We start from the raw sequence: 17403 nt of genomic DNA on the forward strand, positions 1-17403 counted from the left end.
CTCGCGCGGTGGCCGTTGCTGCTTGCGGCCGAACGGGACTGGGCCGTCTACCGCAAATCGCACAAAGCCCGCCGCGGGCGCCGCGAATCAGTGCTTAGGTACGCTGTCGTAGCGGCCGGCTCATTCCACGGAAGCGGTCGAGCCAGTGACGCGTCGCCGACAACGGCGGGCCAGCCTGGGGGATGGCAGCAAATGAATCTGGTCGAAAGAGAAAGCCATGCGGAATTACTCGTCGGTATGCTCGCGGACGGCCTGGCCGGCCGTGGCCGGGTCGCGCTGGTCTCCGGCGGTATCGCCACCGGCAAGACGGAGCTGATCTACGGCTTCACCGAGTCCGTCCGCGACGCGCTGGTGCTCAGGGCGACCGGGTCGCGTGGCGAGCAGCAGTTCGAGCTGGGCGTGGTGGAGCAGCTGTTCTACTCGGCCGCCATGCCCGCCGACGTGGCGACGCGCGCACGCAGCCTGCTCGCGTCCGCGATGGCCGCCGTGCCCGAGGACTCGACGGGTGGCGAGGGGGATGCCCGATCGGTCCACGACCTCTGCGCCCTGCTGCTGGAACTGTCCCGCGAACGACCGCTGGTGATCGCCGTGGACGACGTGCAGTTCGCCGACCGGACGTCCTTGCGCGTCCTGCTCCACCTGCAACGGCGGATCAGGTCCGCCGCCGTCCTGCTGGTGCTCGGTGAAGCCGCCGGCACGAGCACCCGGCCCGCGCACACCGCGCTGCGCGACGAGATCGTCCGGCAGCCGCAGGCACGTCACCTGCGGCTGAGACCGCTGTCCCCGGCGGGCGTCCGAGACCTGCTGGCGCACCAGCTCGGCCCGCAGGCGGCGGCCGACCTGGAGGAGCCGTGCCACGTGCTCAGCGGCGGCAACCCGCTGCTGGTGCACGCGCTGATCGAGGACTTCGTCGCGGCCGGCCGCCCGGCGACCGAGCAGGGCGTGTCCGAACCGGTCACCGGTGACGCGTTCGCGCAGGCCGTGTACACCTGCCTGCGCCGGGGCGAGGAGCTGCTGCTGCGCGTCGCGCAAGGCGTCGCGGTCCTCGGCGAGCTCGCCAAGACCGAGCTGCTCGCACGCCTGCTGGAGCTGGACTCCCGGACCGTGCGGGACGTGTTCAAGACCATGAACGAAGCCGGGCTGATGGACGCCGACCGCTTCCGGCACCCCGTGGCACGCACCGCCGTGCTGCGCGAGCTGGATCCGGACGAGCTGTCGGCGTTGCGGCTCAAGGCCGCGCGGTTGCTCCACGACGACGGCGTGCCGGCCGTGACGGTGGCCGAGTACATCACCGCCGCCGAGTGCGAACCGGGCGCGTGGGCGGTGCCCGTGCTGCGGGACGCGGCGGCGGAAGCGTTGGCGCGCAACGACATCCACCGGGCGGTGGAGTGCCTCGACCTGGCCCGGACGGCGTGCCGGGACGAGCCTGAGACCATCGCCGTCACGGCCACGCTCGCCGCCGCGCAGTGGTTGGTCGACCCGGCCGCCGCAGCCCCGCACCTGACCCGGCTCGGCGCCGCTTTCCACCGCGGCCTGCTCCCCGAACGCGAGGCGTGGGGTCTGGTGCGGGCGCTGGTGTGGTTCGGCCGGTCGACCGAGGCGGCGGCGGTGCTCGCCGAACTGGACGAAGGCGACCAGGACAAAGCCGAACAGGACAAAGCCGGACGTCACGTCACCCGGCACTGGCTGGTCACCGTCCAGCCGCAGCTGCTCGGCGACCTCGCGGCGGACCTGGACGGCCGACAGCTCGGCACGCTGGCGTCCGTGGCCGCGTTCGGCGCCACGCCCGCCGCCGTCGAGAGCGCGGAACGCGTGTTGCAGAGCGCCCGCATCGGCGAGACGCCGCTGGAAGAGCTGATCTGTGCGTTGCAGACGCTCAACCACGGCGACCGCGGTGACCGGGCAGGCTACTGGTGCGACGAATTCCTCGAAGAGGCGCGCACGCACCGCGCGGTCACCTGGCGTGCTGCCCTGTCGGACGTGGCCGCCGGCGTCGCGCTGCGCCGAGGCGACCTGGTGTCCGCCGAACGCCTCGCCCGTGCCGCGTTGGGCGCGTTGCCCGCGCCGAGCTGGGGCGTCGGCATCGGCTCACCGCTGGCCACGCTCGTGCAGGCGGCGACCCGGCTGGGCAAGTACCCGGAGGCCGACGCGCAGCTGCGCCAAGGCGTGCCGCAGGCCGTGCAGCAGACCCTGCACTGGCCCCAGTACCTGCTCGCCCGTGGTCAGCACTACCTGGCGACGGACCGGCTCCGCGCCGCGCTCGCCGACTTCCTCGCCGTGGGCGAACTGGCCGCCGAGTGGAGGCTGGACCTGCCGGTGCTGCTGCCGTGGCGGCACGAGGCCGCGCAGGTCTACGTGCGGATGGGCGAACCGGAACGCGCCCGCGAGCTGGTGGACGAGCAGCTGGCCATGCCGGGAGCGGACGGCGCCCGCGTGCGCGGTGTGTCGCTGCGGATCCTGGCCTCGGCCAGTGCGCCGGGACGTCGGCTGCCGCTGCTGCGGGAGTCGGTCGACCTCCTCGGCGGCCTCGGCGACTGGTACGAGCTGGCGTTGGCGTTCGCCGACCTCAGCGCCGCCCACCAGGCGTCCGCCGAGTTCGACCAGGCCCGTATCGCTGCCCGCCGCGCGCTGCGGCTGGCCAAGAGCTGTAAGGCGAAGCTGCTGCACGAGCACCTGCAACACCACCGCACCGCCACGGGCGGCCTTGACTTCGGCGACAGCACGGAGAACGGCGTGTCCGTGACGCCGCTGAGCGCCGCGGAACGCCGGGTCGCGGGTCTCGCCGCGCTCGGCTACACCAACCGCGAGATCAGCCGCCGGCTCTACATCACCGTGAGCACGGTCGAGCAGCACCTGACCAGGACGTACCGGAAGCTCAAGATCAACCGGCGGGCCGACCTGCCGATCCTGGCCAACCCGGTGCCGGGCGGGTTGCCGGTCGAGGCGCGTCCGGGGGTGGCGCTGCCCGGCGACCGGCTGCGCTGACCCCTTCGGTGGGTGCACGGCCGTGCGTGGAGTGGTGGACTGGGGGTGACGTGCGACCGACCCCAGGAGAGGGATGCCGATGACTCTCGACCAGACCGGCACGACCGACACCGCCCCCGCGTGGTGGACCTCGGCCGTGGTGTACCAGGTGTACCCGCGCAGCTTCGCCGACTCGGACGGCGACGGCGTGGGCGACCTGGCCGGGCTGACGTCACGGCTGGACCACCTGGAACGGCTCGGTGTGGACGTGGTGTGGCTGTCGCCGGTGTACGCGTCACCGCACGCCGACAACGGGTACGACATCTCGGACTACCAGGCGATCGACCCGGTGTTCGGGACGTTGGAGGACTTCGACCGGCTGCAGGCCGAGGTGCACGCGCGGGGCATGAAGCTGGTGATGGACCTGGTGGTCAACCACACGTCCGACGAGCACCCGTGGTTCGTGGAGTCCCGGTCGTCGAAGGACAACCCGAAGCGGGACTGGTACTGGTGGCGCCCGCCCCGGGACGGCTTCGAGGCAGGGCAGCCGGGCGCGGAGCCGACGAACTGGGAGTCGTTCTTCTTCGGCCCGTCGTGGACGTTGGACGAGACGGCAGGGGAGTACTACCTGCACTTGTTCGACCGCAAGCAGCCGGACCTGAACTGGGAGAACCCGGAGGTCCGGCAGGCGGTGTACGAGATGATGCGGTGGTGGCTCGACCGGGGCGTGAACGGCTTCCGGATGGACGTCATCAACCTGATCTCGAAGGACCCGGCGTTGCCGGACGGCGCGACGACGGGCGCCGGTGGCCTGGGTGACGGGTTCCCGCACTACGGCAACGGTCCGCGCATCCACGAGTTCCTGCGCGAGATGCACCGCGAGGTGTTCGAGGGACGGCCGGGTGAGCTGCTGACCGTGGGGGAGATGCCCGGTGTCACGTTCGAGCAGGCGAAGCTGTTCACCGACCCGGCGCGGCGCGAGCTGGACATGGTGTTCCAGTTCGAGCACGTGTCGCTCGACCACGGTCCCGGCGGCAAGTTCGACCCGAAGCCGTTGGACCTGCGCGACCTGAAAGCGTCGCTGGGTCGGTGGCAGACGGCGTTGGGCGACACGGGCTGGAACAGCCTTTACTGGAACAACCACGACCAGCCACGGGTCGTGTCCCGGTTCGGCGACGACGGCGAGCACAGGCGTGAGTCGGCGACCGCGTTGGCCACGGTGCTGCACCTGCACCGCGGCACGCCGTACGTCTACCAGGGCGAAGAGCTGGGGATGACCAACGCGCCGTTCGGCGGCGTGGGCGAGCTGCGCGACGTGGAGTCGCTCAACCACTACCGGCACTCGCTGGCGGCCGGGGGCGACCCGGAGTCGGTGTTGCGCGCCCTGCGTGCGATGGGCCGGGACAACGCCCGCACACCGGTCCAGTGGGACTCGACGCCCAACGCCGGGTTCACCACCGGCGAGCCGTGGATCGCGGTGAACCCCAACCACACGTGGCTCAACGCCGAAGCGCAGTACGACGACCCCGGCTCGGTCTTCAACCACTACCGGCGGCTCATCGACCTGCGCCACAAGCTCCCGGTCGTGGCCGTGGGCGACTTCCGCATGCTCATGCCCGACCACCCGCACGTCTACGCCTACGAACGCAGGCTGGACGACGCGCGCCTGCTCGTCGTGGCCAACCTCAGCGGCACCACCCAAGCGGCCGAACTGGACGCCGAGTGGTCCGCTTCCGACGTGATCCTGGCGAACACCGAAGATCTCCGGATCTCGCCCGGTCGGGTGGAACTGGCGCCGTGGCACGCCCTGGTTTTCCAACGGTGATTTTGGCCGGCGTGTATCCCACTTAGGGGCGAGAGTCTCTTTTCTACCGTAGGGGTTGTTGTGCCCCTCGGAGGTGGGAACGATGCGTTGGCGCCGGACAGTCGGTTCGTTGGTCATTTTCGCTGCCGTCACCGCCGGGTGCGGGAGCAATCCCGGACCCGGCGATGATCTCTCGCGGGATTCCGCGCAGTCCTCGGACACCGGAACGGATCAGCCCGGCGCCGAATCGACGGGCGCCGAACCCGACGCCGGCGAACCCAACGCGGGCGAATCCACTGACGGTAAAGGCACCGACGGTGAAGGCACGGCCACGGGCGGCCCGCCCACGCGAGGCGGCAAACCCGGAACGGCCACAGAGGGCAAAAAGCCGGGCGCGCTCGGCAGTCCGATCAAATTCGACCCGACCCAGCAGAACCCCACGCTCGCCGAACGGCGCGATCATTTCCGCGACCTGCTCAGGGCCGAATGCGGAGCCGACCTCTGCGACGTCACGTTCAGCGTGATCTACCACGACGAGCCCGACTTCGCCGGTGAGGACTGCTCGGTCCGGGGAACGGACTGGCCCAAGCCTCCCCATCGCGGCATGGTGATCACCATCGAGGTGAACAACCCGTGCTCGGAGAACCCGGCCCGGTCGAAGGACACGACGACGGTCACCACCGCCGCCGAGCGCACGACCACCACGACGCAGGACACCGCCCAGGCTCCGGAGCAGCCCACCGTTCCCGAGCGAGCGACTGTGCCTCCGACCAGCCCTGATGGCGGTTGACCGTGGCGGGCCCGCTCGATCGCCGCGGCCGTCCGCCGGTACCCGTGCCGGGCGTTAAGGCGCGGCGCATCGCGCATCCCCTGCATCACGTCAACGGCTCGGAACCACCGGACGACGCCGGGGAATCGGGACCGGCGCGCGCGCTGAAAGTCGTCGGCTCGGTCCTCGCCAACGCGACGCTGTTGACCGCCCTGGTGTTCCACTTCGGGTTCCTGTACACCCAGGTGTTCTTCGCGCATTTCGGCGTGCATTACACACTGCTCGGTGAGAGCACGGACATCATCCTGGTCCGCGGTGTCGACGGCATCTACATCCCGCTCGCGGTTATATCGGCTTCGGCGCTCGTCGTGATGTGCGTGATCGCCTACCTGCGCGCCCGGCTGGCCGAGAGCACCTGGCTCGCGATCCTGCGGGTTTGCACACCGATCGCCGCCGTGATCGGAATCGTCCTGGTCGGCATCGCCGTGGTCGTCGCGATCGACCCGCAACCGTTCCAGGACCACGCCGGTCTGCCGGGAATGAGTTTCTCCGCCGGAATCCTCCTGCTGATCTTCTCCTGGCGTCGGGTGATGTCGGGTGCGCCGGAACGGGCGACCGGCACGGCCGTGGCGGAATGGGTGATCACCTTCGTGCTGGTGAGCGTCGGCTTGTTCTGGGCGGTCAGCGACTATTCCAGCGCGGTCGGTGTCCGGCGGGCGTCCGAAACGGAGGCCGCCATCCCCGCGATGCCGCACGTGCTCCTGTTCAGCGCGAAAAGCCTCAATTTCGCCGCGAACGGCGTGGCCGAGGTCGAATGCCAACGCCCCGAGTCCGCCTACCGGTACCGCTACGACGGCCTCAAGCTCCTGCTCCAGTCCGGGAACCAGTACGTCCTGCTGCCGGCGGAGTGGACGCCGTCGGACGGCACGGCGATCATCCTGCCGCGCTCCGAGCAGGTCCGACTGGAGTTCACCCCGGCAGCGAGCCCGCCCGGTGACACCTGCTAGCACCACCTCTGTCGCGGTGCGTGAGCAGGCCTGACAGCCGATCGTCCGGCGTTTGCCTTCGCGGGACAGGGGAGTGGGCCGTGCGGATCGGGTACAGCGCCGAGGCCCGGGTGCTCGATCGGGCGATCCGCTGGGCCTCTTCGCGTCGGCCGGGTGACCCGGTCGGGCAAACTCGTTTCGCGTCCACGACGGTCTTGCCGGACAATCGCCCGATCATCGCGGACGCGACGGAGGGTGATCGGTGCTGGGTGGGGATGTCGGGCTTGAGCTCGGCCTGCGGGTGGCCAACGCGCTGGAAGCGGCGCTCGACGTGGAGATCACACCGGACGAGGCGCTGATCCGACCCTCCGCACCCGGTCGCGGCGCGGACTACCAGTGCAACGTGGCCATGAGCCTGGCCAAGAGGCTCGGCCGGCCGCCGCGTGACGTCGCCGCCGCGATCGTGGCGAACCTGGACGCCGCCGAGATGGTCGAGCCGCCCGAGGTCGCCGGACCGGGGTTCATCAACCTCACCCTGCGCCGCGAGTGGCTGGAAGATCAGACGACCCGACTGCTCGGCGACGACCGGCTGGGCGTGCCGACGGCCCAGGACGGGACGGGCGGGCGCAAGCGGTACGCCATCGACTACGGCAGCCCCAACGTGGCCAAGGAGATGCACGTCGGCCACCTGCGGTCCTCGATCATCGGCGACGCGGTGGTGCGGATGCTGGAGTTCGCGGGCCACGAGGTGATCCGGCACAACCACCTCGGCGACTGGGGCACTCCCTTCGGAATGCTCATCGAGCACTTGGTGGACCTCGGCTGGACGTCCGGCGACCACACGATCAGCGACCTCAACGGCTTCTACCAGGAGGCGCGCAAGAAGTTCGACGCCGACCCGGAATTCGCGGACCGGTCACGCCGCCGCGTGGTGGCGCTGCAGGGCGGCGACGAGACGACGTTGGCGCTGTGGCGCGAGCTGGTGGAGGAGTCCGAGCGGCACTTCGCCACCGTCTACGAGCTGCTGGGCGTGAAGCTGACCGCGGAGGACTACTACGGCGAGAGCTTCTACAACCCGTTCCTGGCCGATGTCGTGGACGAGTTGGAGGCCAAGGGCCTGACGGCGGTCAGCGACGGCGCGGTGTGCGTCTTCCCGCCGGGCTTCACCAACCGCGAGGGCGAACCGCTGCCGCTGATCGTGCGCAAGCGCGACGGCGGGTACGGCTACGCGAGCACCGACCTGGCCACCGCCCGCTACTGGACCCGTGAACGGGGCGCCACCGACCTGCTGTACGTGGTGGGCTCTCCGCAGGCGCAGCACTTCCAGATGGTGTTCGCCGTCGCCCGCGAGGCCGGGTGGCTCGGCGACGAGCACCAGGCCGTGCACATCGGGTTCGGGTCGATCCTCGGTGAGGACGGCAAGGTCCTCCGCACCCGTGCCGGCGGGTCGGTGAAGCTGGTGGACCTGCTCCGCGAGGCCGTCGACCGGGCCGCCGCCGTGGTCGCCGAACGGTCCAAGATGGACGCCGCGCAGCAGGAGGCGGTGTCCCGCGCGGTCGGCATCGGCGCGGTCAAGTACGCCGACCTGTCCAGTGACCGGGAGAAGGACTACGTCTTCGCCTGGGACCGGATGCTGGCCATGGAGGGCAACACCTCCGTGTACCTCCAGTACGCCAACGCGCGTGTGCCGTCGGTGCTCGCCCGTGCCGGGAAGCAGGCGGAACCGGGAACCCCGGTCCTGCTGGGCGTGACGGCGGAACGCGCGTTGGCGCTGAAGCTCCTCCAACTACCGGCCGCCCTGTCCACCGCGACGGCGGAGTACGCGCCGCACAAGCTGTGCACGTACCTGTACGAGACGGCGGTCGCCTTCTCGACGTTCTACGAGAACTGCCCGGTCGTGCACGCCCCGGACGACCGCACCCGCATGTCCCGGCTGGCCCTGGCCCAGCTGACGTCCCGCGTGCTGACCCTCGGGTTGTCGCTGCTCGGGATCGAGGCCCCGGACCAGCTGTGACGAGGAGATCCCCTTCTCTTGTCCACCGATCTCCGTGATGTCGTCGGAGAGGACGTGGTCGGAAAGCCTGGCCTCACGTCTGGTAGCGCGGGTTGGTGGCGTGCCACTCGAACCCGCCCCCCATCCATGCCCGAGCCCCGCGCAGGAACCGCTGTAGTTCCGGTGACGGCAAGGCCTGGAGCTCCCGGTGGCCCGCTTCGAAGTCGCGGACGAGGTTGTTGTGGAGGTCGACGGTGATCTCGGTGGCCTCCTCGACCGAACTGCCCCGGTCGGCCATGATCTGCAGGACCATGTTGCAGACCGGGGTCTCGTCCGCCGCGTCCTTGGCCACCGAGTGCAGGTCGTTGACCATCACCGAGGCGGTGCCGGCCTGCATGAGCAGGCGGCGGACACGCGGGTCGTAGTACAGGTTCGCGGGGAGTTCGTAGCCGCCGACGGCGTCGACCACGGTCATCGACGTGTAGAAGCTGTCGTGCTGCCTGGCGGCGAGGTACTCCCACGCGGGCGGGTACTTGCCCGTGTGCCGCCACGCCGCGTACGCGTTCCAGCTGACGAACATCGCGAACGTGGCGTAGCAGGCTCGTTGGACCTGCGCCGGCGTTCCCTGCCTGGCGAGGTGGTCGACCGCGGACTTCAGCGCGACCAGCACGGGATCGCCGCGCAGCGCTTCGTCCAGCTCGGCGGAGAACTCCCCGGCGGGCGCCACCGGGTCCATGGCCGCCATCACGAGCGCGAGTCGCGGCGGGAGCTCCACCGGCACGGCGCCCATCCCGCTGTCGTCGGCGTAGAGGTCGTCGGCCGCCCACCAGGCGGCGTTGAGCCGCGCGGCGATCAGCAGGCGCTCCGGGTCGTCCGTGTCGGTGTGGGCGAGCATCGCCAGCCGCCCGAAACCCGCCTTGCGCAGCGGTTCGAGATCGTCGTCGGCGAATCCGCACTCCGACGCCCAGCGGACGAGCCGGTCGTCGACCTCCTCGCCGAGCGGCTCGTTGATCCGTTCCACGACGGGCACGTAGAGGGGCGGCGCCTCGCCGTCGCCCCACGGCCGTTCGACGTACGCGGGATCGTGGCCGAAGAGGGGGGCGACGTGTGCCGCCGAAGTGCCCAGCCCGGACGGTCCGGCCAGCGCGGTGGCCACCGCCACCGCGCTGTCGAACGGCGTCCCCTCGTGCTCAGACACGGTCGGCCGCGATGAGCAGGTAGTGGAAGCTGCCTTCGCGGTACGCGGTGAGGAAGGCGTCCTCGATGCCGGTGGCGACCGAGGACTTCGCGCGCAACTCCCAGTAGGGAATCGTCGCCGCGGTCAGGTCGATCACGTTGATCGGGACGAAATCATTGGTCGCCAATGCCTTGAAGTACTCGCTGCGCGGGTGGATGTTGCAGATGTAGTGCTGGTCGATCTGGCTCACCGCCCGCGACCGGCCGCCGGTGACGTCGTTGTAGCAACCGGTAATGGTGACGTAACGACCGCCGGGCGCGATCTGGCGCGCGTGCTCGGCGAACAACTCGAACAGGTCCACGTACATCGTGCTCTCGTTGTTCCACGCCGCTTTCATCGAGCCCGTTTCGAAGCGGGTGTCGAGCATGTTGCGCAGGTGGTACTTCACCTTGTCGTCGACGCCCCGCTTGTGGGCCTGGGCGTTGGCGAACTGGACCTGCTTCTCCGAGATGGACACACCGTCGACCCGGCAGCCGAAGCGCTCGTTGGCCATGATGCTGGTGCCGCCCCGGCCGCAACCGGCGTCGAGCAGGCGGTCACCGGGCAGGATGTCGCCCAGGTTGTCGAGCAGGACGTCGGCCTGCGCGGTCTCGAGGCGGTGCATCTCGGCGATCACGGCCTCGTCGCGCCGGTCGGCCGGGACCTCCAGCACGGCGGGGTCGTAGTCGCCGATGCCGTAGTGGTGGTGGTAAAGGCCGTCCACCTCGCCCAACCGCAGGTTCACCGGGTTCTTCTCGTTGTTCCAGTACGTGGCGATCGAGCGCTGGTAATCAGTGCGCAGCACCGGTCGTCCCTCGGTGTCCTGTGCGGTCGTCATTGAGTCGGCTCCCTACGTCGTTTCCCGTGACCCACGCCCATTTTGGCCTTCGGCGAAACTAACACCACGTTCTGTGCGTGCGCAGTCACCTGACGGAGTGGCGTGACGCCGACCGGCACAGGATTCGATCCGAGGAGTTCTTATCCCATTGGCCGCAATTTTCACCCGCTCCGGTGACGACCGAGCACCGTGAGTGGATGCCTTTGGCGCGCGATTACACCTTTTAGGCGGATCACGGGACGAGGACGACCTTGCCGGTGACGGTGCCGGACTCGGCCAGCCGCATCGCGTTCGCCACCTGCTCCAGCGGCACGCGGGCGGCGACCTGAGGGCGCAGGGAGCCTTCGGCCAGCAGTGCGAACACCGCGCCGAGGTCGCGGGTCATGCGGGCGCGGAACTTCGCCGCGTTCCGCCTGCCCGCCCAGATGTTGAAGAACGTCGTGGTGCGGCCGTTGGGCAGCGCGTTCCACCACAGCAGGCGGACGAACAGCTTCAGCACGGGCAGGCGGGACGAGCCCTCCTGGTCACGGGTGGACGCGGTGCCGTAGGCGACGAGCGTGCCGCGCGGCGCGAGCAACCGGTAGGAGTCCACGACGCCGGGGCCGCCGACGTGGTCGAACACCGCGTCCACGCCGTCCGGGGCGAGTTCGCGCACCTTGGCGGGCAGGTCGGTGTCCCGGTAGTCGATCGGGGTGGCGCCCAGCGCGCGGACGGCGTCGTGGTGCCGGGGTGAGGCGGTGCCGATCACCCGTGCCCCGGCGAGGCGGGCGAGCTGCACCAGGGTCGAGCCGACGCCTCCGTTCGCGCCGTGCACCAGCACGGTCTGGCCGGCGGTCACCTTCGCGATGCCGTGCAGCATCTGCCACGCGGTGAGGCCGTTGACCACGACCGTCTCCGCCTCGGCCGGGTCGACGCCGTCGGGGACCGGCACCAGGTCGGCCGCGTCCACCAGCGCGTGGCTGGCCCAGCCGCCGATCTTGGTCAGCGCGGCGAACCGCCGGCCGACCAGCGTCGGGTCGACCCCGGGGCCGACCTCGGCGACCGTGCCGACCAGGTCGTAGCCGGGCACGAAGGGGAACGCCGGCTGGTCGTAGTACTTGGCGCGGCGCATCTGCTGCTCGGCGAAGGACACCCCGGACGCCTCGACCCGCACGAGGGCCTGCCCGATCGAGGGGGAGGGGCGATCGCGGCGGCGCAGTTCGAGACCGTCGGGCTCGACGGCGCCGGGGAGCACGACTTCCAGGACCTGCTCGGTGGACGGCTTGCCCATCGCTTCCTCCAAGGGTGTGAGTGGTCAGTCACTCAGTACTTGGCCGAGTTAACGCCAGCTCGGCTATATGTGTCAACCCAGGCAGCTTTTGAGGAGTGGTTGGTGAGTCACAGTTACGACGGGTACGCGTGCGCCTCGGTGGCCTTGACCGCCGCCCACAGCTCGTCACCGGGCTGGAGGCGGAGGTCCGCGACGGTCGCGGTGGTGATGTCGGCCAGCACGGGCGGCACGCCGTCCAGCCGCACACGGGTGGTGTGGGCGTGCTGCTCGATCCCGGCCACGGTGACGCGCCACGCGTTGCGCGGGCTGCCGGTCGGGTGCCCGGGGTGGAGGCTGACCGCGGTGGGCGGGAACACGACGTGCACCGGCCCGGTCGCCGGCATCGCCACGGTGAGGGTGCCGCCGGCGTCCAGGGAGACGGTCGTGCCGTGCGCCGTGCCGCGGTAGAGGTTGAGGCCGACCAGGTCGGCGACGTAGTCGGTGCGCGGGCGGCGGGCGACCTCGGTCGGCGTGCCCTGCTGCACGATCCCGCCGTGTTCCAGCACCACCAGCCGGTCGGCCAGCACCATCGCGTCCAACGGGTCGTGCGTGACGAGGACCGTGTGGCCGGGGTAGTCGCGCAGGTGGCGGCCGAGTTCGGCGCGCACGTGCAGCCGGGTGGCGGCGTCGAGCGCGGCCAACGGCTCGTCGAGCAGCAGCAGGTCAGGGCCGGTGACCAGGGCGCGGGCCAGGGCGACGCGTTGGGCCTGCCCGCCGGACAACGTGCGCGGCCTGGCCTTCGCGTGCGCCGTCAACCCGACCCGGTCGAGCCAACGAGCCGCTTCCTCCCGTGCCGCCGCACGTCCGATCCCCCGCGCCCGCAGACCGAAAGCGACGTTCTCCAACGCGGACAGGTGCGCGAACAAGAGGTAGTCCTGGAACACCACACCGATCGGACGCCGTTCGGCGGGCCGGAACACGTCCGGCGGCGCGTCCCAGGTCTGCCCGCCCAGCCGGATGTGCCCACCCGTCAACGGAAGCAGCCCCGCGAGCGCACGCAGCGCCGTGGTCTTGCCCGCCCCGTTCGGCCCGAGCAGCGCGACGACTTCGCCCGGTTCGACGGCCAACTCCGCGTCGAGCCGGAACCCGTCCCGGGTGACCTTCAAGTCCGCGTGCAAGGTCATGACGGCCCGCTGATCCACCGGTCGCGCAGCGCGGCCAGCACACCGACGGACACCAGCAGCAGCACGACGCTGAGCACGATCGCGGACTCCGGATCGGTTTCCAGGGCCAGGTACACGGCCAGCGGCATGGTGGTCGTCTCACCGGGGAAGTTGCCCGCGAACGTGATGGTGGCGCCGAACTCGCCCAACGCGCGCGCCCAGCACAGCACCGTCCCCGCCACCACGCCCGGCAGGATCGACGGCAGGGTCACCCGCCGGAACGCCAACCAGCGCGACGCGCCCAAGGTCGCCGCGGCCTCCTCGTAACGAGGGTCGGCCGCGCGCAACGCGCCCTCCACCGAGATGACCAGGAACGGCATGGCCACGAACGCCTCCGCCAGCACCACCCCGGCCGTGGTGAACGGCAGCGAGATGCCGAACCAGGCGTCGAGGTGCTGCCCCACCAGTCCACGCCGGCCCAACACGAACAGCAACGCCACACCGCCCACCACCGGCGGCAGCACGAGCGGCACCGTCACCAACGCCCGCAGCACACCGCGCCCTGGCACGTCACCGCGCGCGAGCAGCCACGCCAACGGCACGCCGAGCACCAGGCAGACGACCGTCGCCAGGCTCGCGCACACCAGGGACAGCCGCAGCGCGTCGCCGACCGACTCGCTGAACAGCTGCTCCGGCAGGGTCCTCCAGGGCGCGCGCACGAGCAGTCCGACCAGCGGGATCAGCAGGAACGCGAGCCCGACCACGGCCGGCAGCACCAGGACCACCGGCAGTCGACCCCGGGCGCGGCGACGGGTCGACGTCACGGCACGTCGAACCCGGCCTCGGCGAGCACCGCCCGGCCCTGCTCGGACCGGACGTGCTCGATGAACGCCCGCGCGCCCGCGTCGTTCGGCGCGTCCGCCAGCGGCGCGATCACGTAGTCGTTGACCGTCCGATCGGCTTCGGGGAACGCGACGCCCTCGACCTCGCCGGCCGCCGACCGCACGTCCGTCCGGTACACGAGCGCCGCGTCGACCTCGCCGAGCCGGACCTTGGCCAGCACGGCCTTCACGTCCTGCTCCAGCGTGTCCGGCCGGGCGGTGATCCCGGCGGCGTCGAACGCCCGCTTCGCCGCCGCCCCGCACGGCACCTGCTCCGCGCACAACGCGATCTTGGCTTCGGCATCGCCGAAGTCGGCCAGCCCGGAGATGCCCGCCGGGTTGCCCCGGGGCACCGCGATCTCCAGGCGGTTGCGCGCGAACGTGACGGGCGCGGCAGCCGTTCCGCCCGAGTCGACGACCTGCGCCATGTTCGCGGGCGCGGCGGAGGCGAACACGTCCGCCGGCGCGCCCTGGCCGATCTGCTGGGCCAGTCCGGCGCTGCCGCCGAAGCTGAGCACGACCTCCACGCCGGGGTGCGCGGCCTCGAAGTCCTCGCCGAGCCGGGTGAACGTCCCGGTCAACGACGCCGCCGCGAACACGGTTATCCGCCCGGTCGCCGCACCATCGGATCCGGTCGCGCCGCAGCCCGTCAGCACCATCAACGCCACCAGGGCGAGCGCACGCATCAGGCCTCCGGGATCTCGACCACGACGTGGGTGGACTTGATCGAGGCGACCGCCACGCTGCCGACCTCCAGGCCCAGCTCGTCGGCCGACTCGCGGCTCATCAGCGACACCACCCGGAACGGCCCGGCCTGCATCTCGACCTGCGCCATCACCCCGTCCTTGAGGACCCGGGTGACGATCCCGCGCATCCGGTTGCGCGCCGACGCGGCCACCGTCACCCCCGGTTCGGGCGCCTCGGCCAGGTGTTGGGCGAACTCCGCCAGCTCCCGGCCGTCCACACCCTTGCGCCCGCTGTCGAGCTGCACCTCGGCCAACCGGCCCTGCTCGATCCACCGGCGCACGGTGTCGTCGCTGACCCCGAGCAGGGCGGCAGCCTCACTGATCCGCAGATTCGGCACAGTGACGAGTATAACTCCGTACCTGCGGCACTTCGTGATCTTGGTTTCACCCGTTCGGGCCTGGGTACGCCACAGGAAGCCGGTCCGATCGGAGGTGGCAGCCATGACGACCTCAGCGGAACGCGTCGGCCTCCGCCGTCGTCCCGTCCAGTCCCTCGCCCTGTTCGTCGGGGTGGTGTTCCTGCTGGTCGGCCTCCTGGGCTTCGTGCCGGGCGCGACCGCGGACCTCTACCTGCTCGAATTCGCCGGACCGCACTCCGGCGCGATGCTGTTCGGCGTGTTCCAGGTGTCCCTGCTGCACAACTTGCTGCACCTGCTGTTCGGCGTCGCCGGGATCCTGTCGGCCTGGACGTGGGGCGCGTCCCGCCTGTTCCTGGCCGTGGGCGGGTTCCTCTACCTGCTGCTGTGGGTCTACGGGTCGGTCGTGCACTCGATGGACCACGACGGCGGCGCGGCCAACTTCGCCCCGTTCAACCCGGCCGACAACCTGCTGCACCTCGCGCTGGGCGCCGTCATGGTCGTCCTGGCCGTGGTCGGCACGGTCTACGAACGCACCCACGGGCAGTATCCCGGTCGCGAGCAGCGTGGTCGGTGACGCCCGGTTGATCGGTCGTCGGAACCAGTCGCGTAAGTTCACCCAAGGAGGCGCTTGACTGGGAGGACGTTGATGGCGAGTTCCGGAGGACGGCGGCATTTCGGGCGAGTGGACCCGTTTTGCCTGTTCATGGTCCTGCCGCTGGTGCTGATCGCGGGCATCCTGATCGTGGGTGGCCTGGCCTTGGTCGGCGTCGTCGTCATCGTCATCGCGGCGATCGTGATCTTGATCGACTCCTGGACGAACCGGCCGCTGCCGTTCGACCTGCCCGACGAGGACTACGACTACGAGCCGCCGCCACCCGGTCGCCGCGCCCACTGACCGCGCCCACTGACCGCGCCCACTGACCGCGACCTCTGGTGCGACCGCCGCTCAGGCGTAGGTGTAGATGCCGCGGTGGTCCAGCGTGGAGGCCACGGTGGCGCCGAAGGGCTCCAGCACCTCGTTCACGTCGACGACGTTCGCGACGTTCCCGCCGGGCTGGTACCGGGAGGCGCCGAATCCCCAGGACGTCTGCCAGCGCGACCAAAGCCGGTCGATGTTGCAGTGGTGCAGGAAGAACGCCGGGTCGTTCGGCGAGTCGACCTGCGCCATGTGCCCGCCGACCCAGTTGTGCACGCGCCCGTGCAGGGCCGGCGTCAGGCCGCCCTCCACGCGGTTGCGCATGCCGCCGCTGGAGGCGGAGCTCCAGGGCGCCACGTCGTAGGTGGACGTGCCCATGATCGAGTCGACATCGGACGTGGTGGGCAGTGAGCCGCGCAGCGTCATCGCCCGGCGCAGCGACGTCGAACTCGTGGCGCTGACGGTGATCGGCCAGTTCGCGGAGCCGGCGAACGGGCCGCTGACGACGGGGCCGTTGCCGCCGGAGCCGTTGCCGCCCATGAGGTCGGAGGTGAAGGGCGCCCCGGTGGTGGAGCGGTTGGCGGCCCAGTTCCAGTAGGGCAGGTCGACCGCCGGGTTGAACGCCTTGAGGGCGTTCTCGAGTTCCAGCAGGTACTGCCGGTGCCACGGCAGGAACGACGGCGACATGTGCGCGTACCTGTGGTTGTTGACGACGTTGAAGTAGGTCATGTGCGTGCGCACGAACCAGTCGTAGTTGCGACCGCCGGCCTGCGCCTTGAGCGCCTTCAGCGCCGCCACGAAGTTCGACTTCTCGGTGGCGGTCAGGGCGGCCGCGCTCTTGCGGGTTCCCATGGGCTCGTTCCTCTCGGGGTGGTCAGGCGCCGGTCACGGGTGCGGGTGGTCGGCGTCGTGGGTCAGTTCCTGGTCCCCGAGCTGGTCCACGGCCAGCTTCGCCAGCTTCTTCAGGCCGTCCCGGTTGTTCCCCTCGTCCAGGGGGATGGGGTCGAAGTGGTTGACCGTGCTCAGCACGGCGGTGTACGTCGCGGTCGAATCGGGGGCGACGGGCAGCTCGATCTGCATGACCCCGAGCTTCTTGCCGTTGATGTGCACCTTGTGCTTGCCGTTGGCCTTGTCGTGTTCGCCCTTGATCTTCTTGCCTTTGTAGGTCTCGTCGAAGTCGCGGGGATCCGGCAGGGCGGCGGAGTCGACCGGGCGGGCCGTCGCGCCGGAGGAGGTCAGGCCGGTGAAGCCGGCCGCGGTGATGGCGACGAGGGTGGCCGCCGTGCCATGTCGGAGCACGTTGCGGCGTGACATGTCATTCATGGGAAGTCCTCGGGGGTGGGTGTTGTGAGAGGCCCCCACCGGCGTCGCGACTGCTGCCGCGATCGGCCGTCCCTCTCATGTGGAGCGTGCAACTGCTCCACATCCCGGACAACCACCCTCACCCTGCCGTGTGGGGGCCTGTACACCCCTGTGGGTGACAAGTGGCGAGCCGGCGCTCGTGACACCCACGCAGGTG

The 17403-nt window shown here is 70.5% G+C and carries 16 protein-coding genes; 7 read left to right on the forward strand and 9 right to left on the reverse strand.

Annotation, left to right across the window (positions count from 1 at the left end; translation table 11 throughout):
- Positions 1-192: 192 nt before the first annotated feature.
- The 5 genes from F4560_RS09950 (at position 193) to argS (ending at position 8537) form a co-directional block, all read left to right on the forward strand.
- Positions 193-2985, forward strand: a complete 2793-nt coding sequence (locus F4560_RS09950) for an AAA family ATPase (protein WP_281391899.1) — start codon at positions 193-195, stop codon at positions 2983-2985.
- Between the two features lie 79 nt (positions 2986-3064).
- The gene (locus tag F4560_RS09955) at positions 3065-4789 is read left to right on the forward strand and encodes a glycoside hydrolase family 13 protein (protein ID WP_184918866.1); all 1725 of its coding nucleotides are present in this window, start codon (positions 3065-3067) and stop codon (positions 4787-4789) included.
- A gap of 82 nt (positions 4790-4871) precedes the next feature.
- Positions 4872-5558: a hypothetical protein gene (locus F4560_RS09960; RefSeq protein ID WP_184918868.1), complete on the forward strand. Its 687-nt coding sequence runs from the start codon at positions 4872-4874 to the stop codon at positions 5556-5558.
- Between the two features lie 44 nt (positions 5559-5602).
- A complete protein-coding gene (locus F4560_RS09965) occupies positions 5603-6544 on the forward strand; it encodes a hypothetical protein (protein WP_312868991.1) in 942 nt (313 codons plus the stop codon).
- Positions 6545-6785: 241 nt separating this feature from the next.
- Positions 6786-8537 carry an arginine--tRNA ligase gene (gene argS, locus F4560_RS09970; protein WP_184918870.1) on the forward strand — a complete coding sequence of 584 codons (1752 nt, stop codon included), beginning with the start codon at positions 6786-6788 and terminating at the stop codon, positions 8535-8537.
- 73 nt (positions 8538-8610) lie between these two features.
- Here argS and F4560_RS09975 read toward each other — a convergent pair whose 3' ends face one another.
- From F4560_RS09975 to F4560_RS10005, 7 genes are all read right to left on the reverse strand, one after another.
- Positions 8611-9714 carry a family 2 encapsulin nanocompartment cargo protein terpene cyclase gene (locus F4560_RS09975; protein ID WP_312868994.1) on the reverse strand — a complete coding sequence of 368 codons (1104 nt, stop codon included), beginning with the start codon at positions 9712-9714 and terminating at the stop codon, positions 8611-8613.
- A complete protein-coding gene (locus F4560_RS09980; protein WP_184918872.1) occupies positions 9707-10570 on the reverse strand; it encodes a geranyl diphosphate 2-C-methyltransferase in 864 nt (287 codons plus the stop codon). The genes F4560_RS09975 and F4560_RS09980 overlap by 8 nt, the downstream gene beginning before the upstream one ends.
- 232 nt (positions 10571-10802) lie before the next feature.
- Positions 10803-11840: a medium chain dehydrogenase/reductase family protein gene (locus tag F4560_RS09985; protein WP_184918874.1), complete on the reverse strand. Its 1038-nt coding sequence runs from the start codon at positions 11838-11840 to the stop codon at positions 10803-10805.
- 113 nt (positions 11841-11953) lie between these two features.
- On the reverse strand, positions 11954-13003 hold the full coding sequence (locus tag F4560_RS09990) for an ABC transporter ATP-binding protein (protein WP_184918876.1): 1050 nt from the start codon (positions 13001-13003) through the stop codon (positions 11954-11956).
- A complete protein-coding gene (gene modB / locus F4560_RS09995) occupies positions 13000-13806 on the reverse strand; it encodes a molybdate ABC transporter permease subunit (RefSeq protein WP_184918885.1) in 807 nt (268 codons plus the stop codon). The genes F4560_RS09990 and modB overlap by 4 nt, the downstream gene beginning before the upstream one ends.
- The gene (gene modA, locus F4560_RS10000; protein ID WP_184918887.1) at positions 13803-14549 is read right to left on the reverse strand and encodes a molybdate ABC transporter substrate-binding protein; all 747 of its coding nucleotides are present in this window, start codon (positions 14547-14549) and stop codon (positions 13803-13805) included. The genes modB and modA overlap by 4 nt, the downstream gene beginning before the upstream one ends.
- Positions 14549-14947, reverse strand: a complete 399-nt coding sequence (locus F4560_RS10005) for a TOBE domain-containing protein (RefSeq protein WP_184918889.1) — start codon at positions 14945-14947, stop codon at positions 14549-14551. Before F4560_RS10005 ends, modA begins: the two co-directional genes overlap by 1 nt.
- Before the next feature lie 103 nt (positions 14948-15050).
- Between F4560_RS10005 and F4560_RS10010 the strand changes: the two genes are divergently transcribed.
- Positions 15051-15542, forward strand: a complete 492-nt coding sequence (locus F4560_RS10010; RefSeq protein WP_184918891.1) for a DUF4383 domain-containing protein — start codon at positions 15051-15053, stop codon at positions 15540-15542.
- Positions 15543-15614: 72 nt separating this feature from the next.
- Positions 15615-15863, forward strand: a complete 249-nt coding sequence (locus F4560_RS10015) for a hypothetical protein (protein WP_184918893.1) — start codon at positions 15615-15617, stop codon at positions 15861-15863.
- 51 nt (positions 15864-15914) lie between these two features.
- Here the strand turns inward: F4560_RS10015 and F4560_RS10020 are convergent, their stop codons facing one another.
- Both F4560_RS10020 and F4560_RS10025 read right to left on the reverse strand, forming a co-directional pair.
- Positions 15915-16736: a tyrosinase family protein gene (locus tag F4560_RS10020; RefSeq protein ID WP_184918896.1), complete on the reverse strand. Its 822-nt coding sequence runs from the start codon at positions 16734-16736 to the stop codon at positions 15915-15917.
- Between the two features lie 33 nt (positions 16737-16769).
- Complete coding sequence (locus tag F4560_RS10025; RefSeq protein WP_184918898.1) at positions 16770-17207, reverse strand: tyrosinase family oxidase copper chaperone; 438 nt, start codon at positions 17205-17207, stop codon at positions 16770-16772.
- Between the last annotated feature and the right edge of the window lie 196 nt (positions 17208-17403).

The sequence above is a fragment of the Saccharothrix ecbatanensis genome (assembly GCF_014205015.1).
Taxonomy (GTDB): domain Bacteria; phylum Actinomycetota; class Actinomycetes; order Mycobacteriales; family Pseudonocardiaceae; genus Actinosynnema; species Actinosynnema ecbatanense.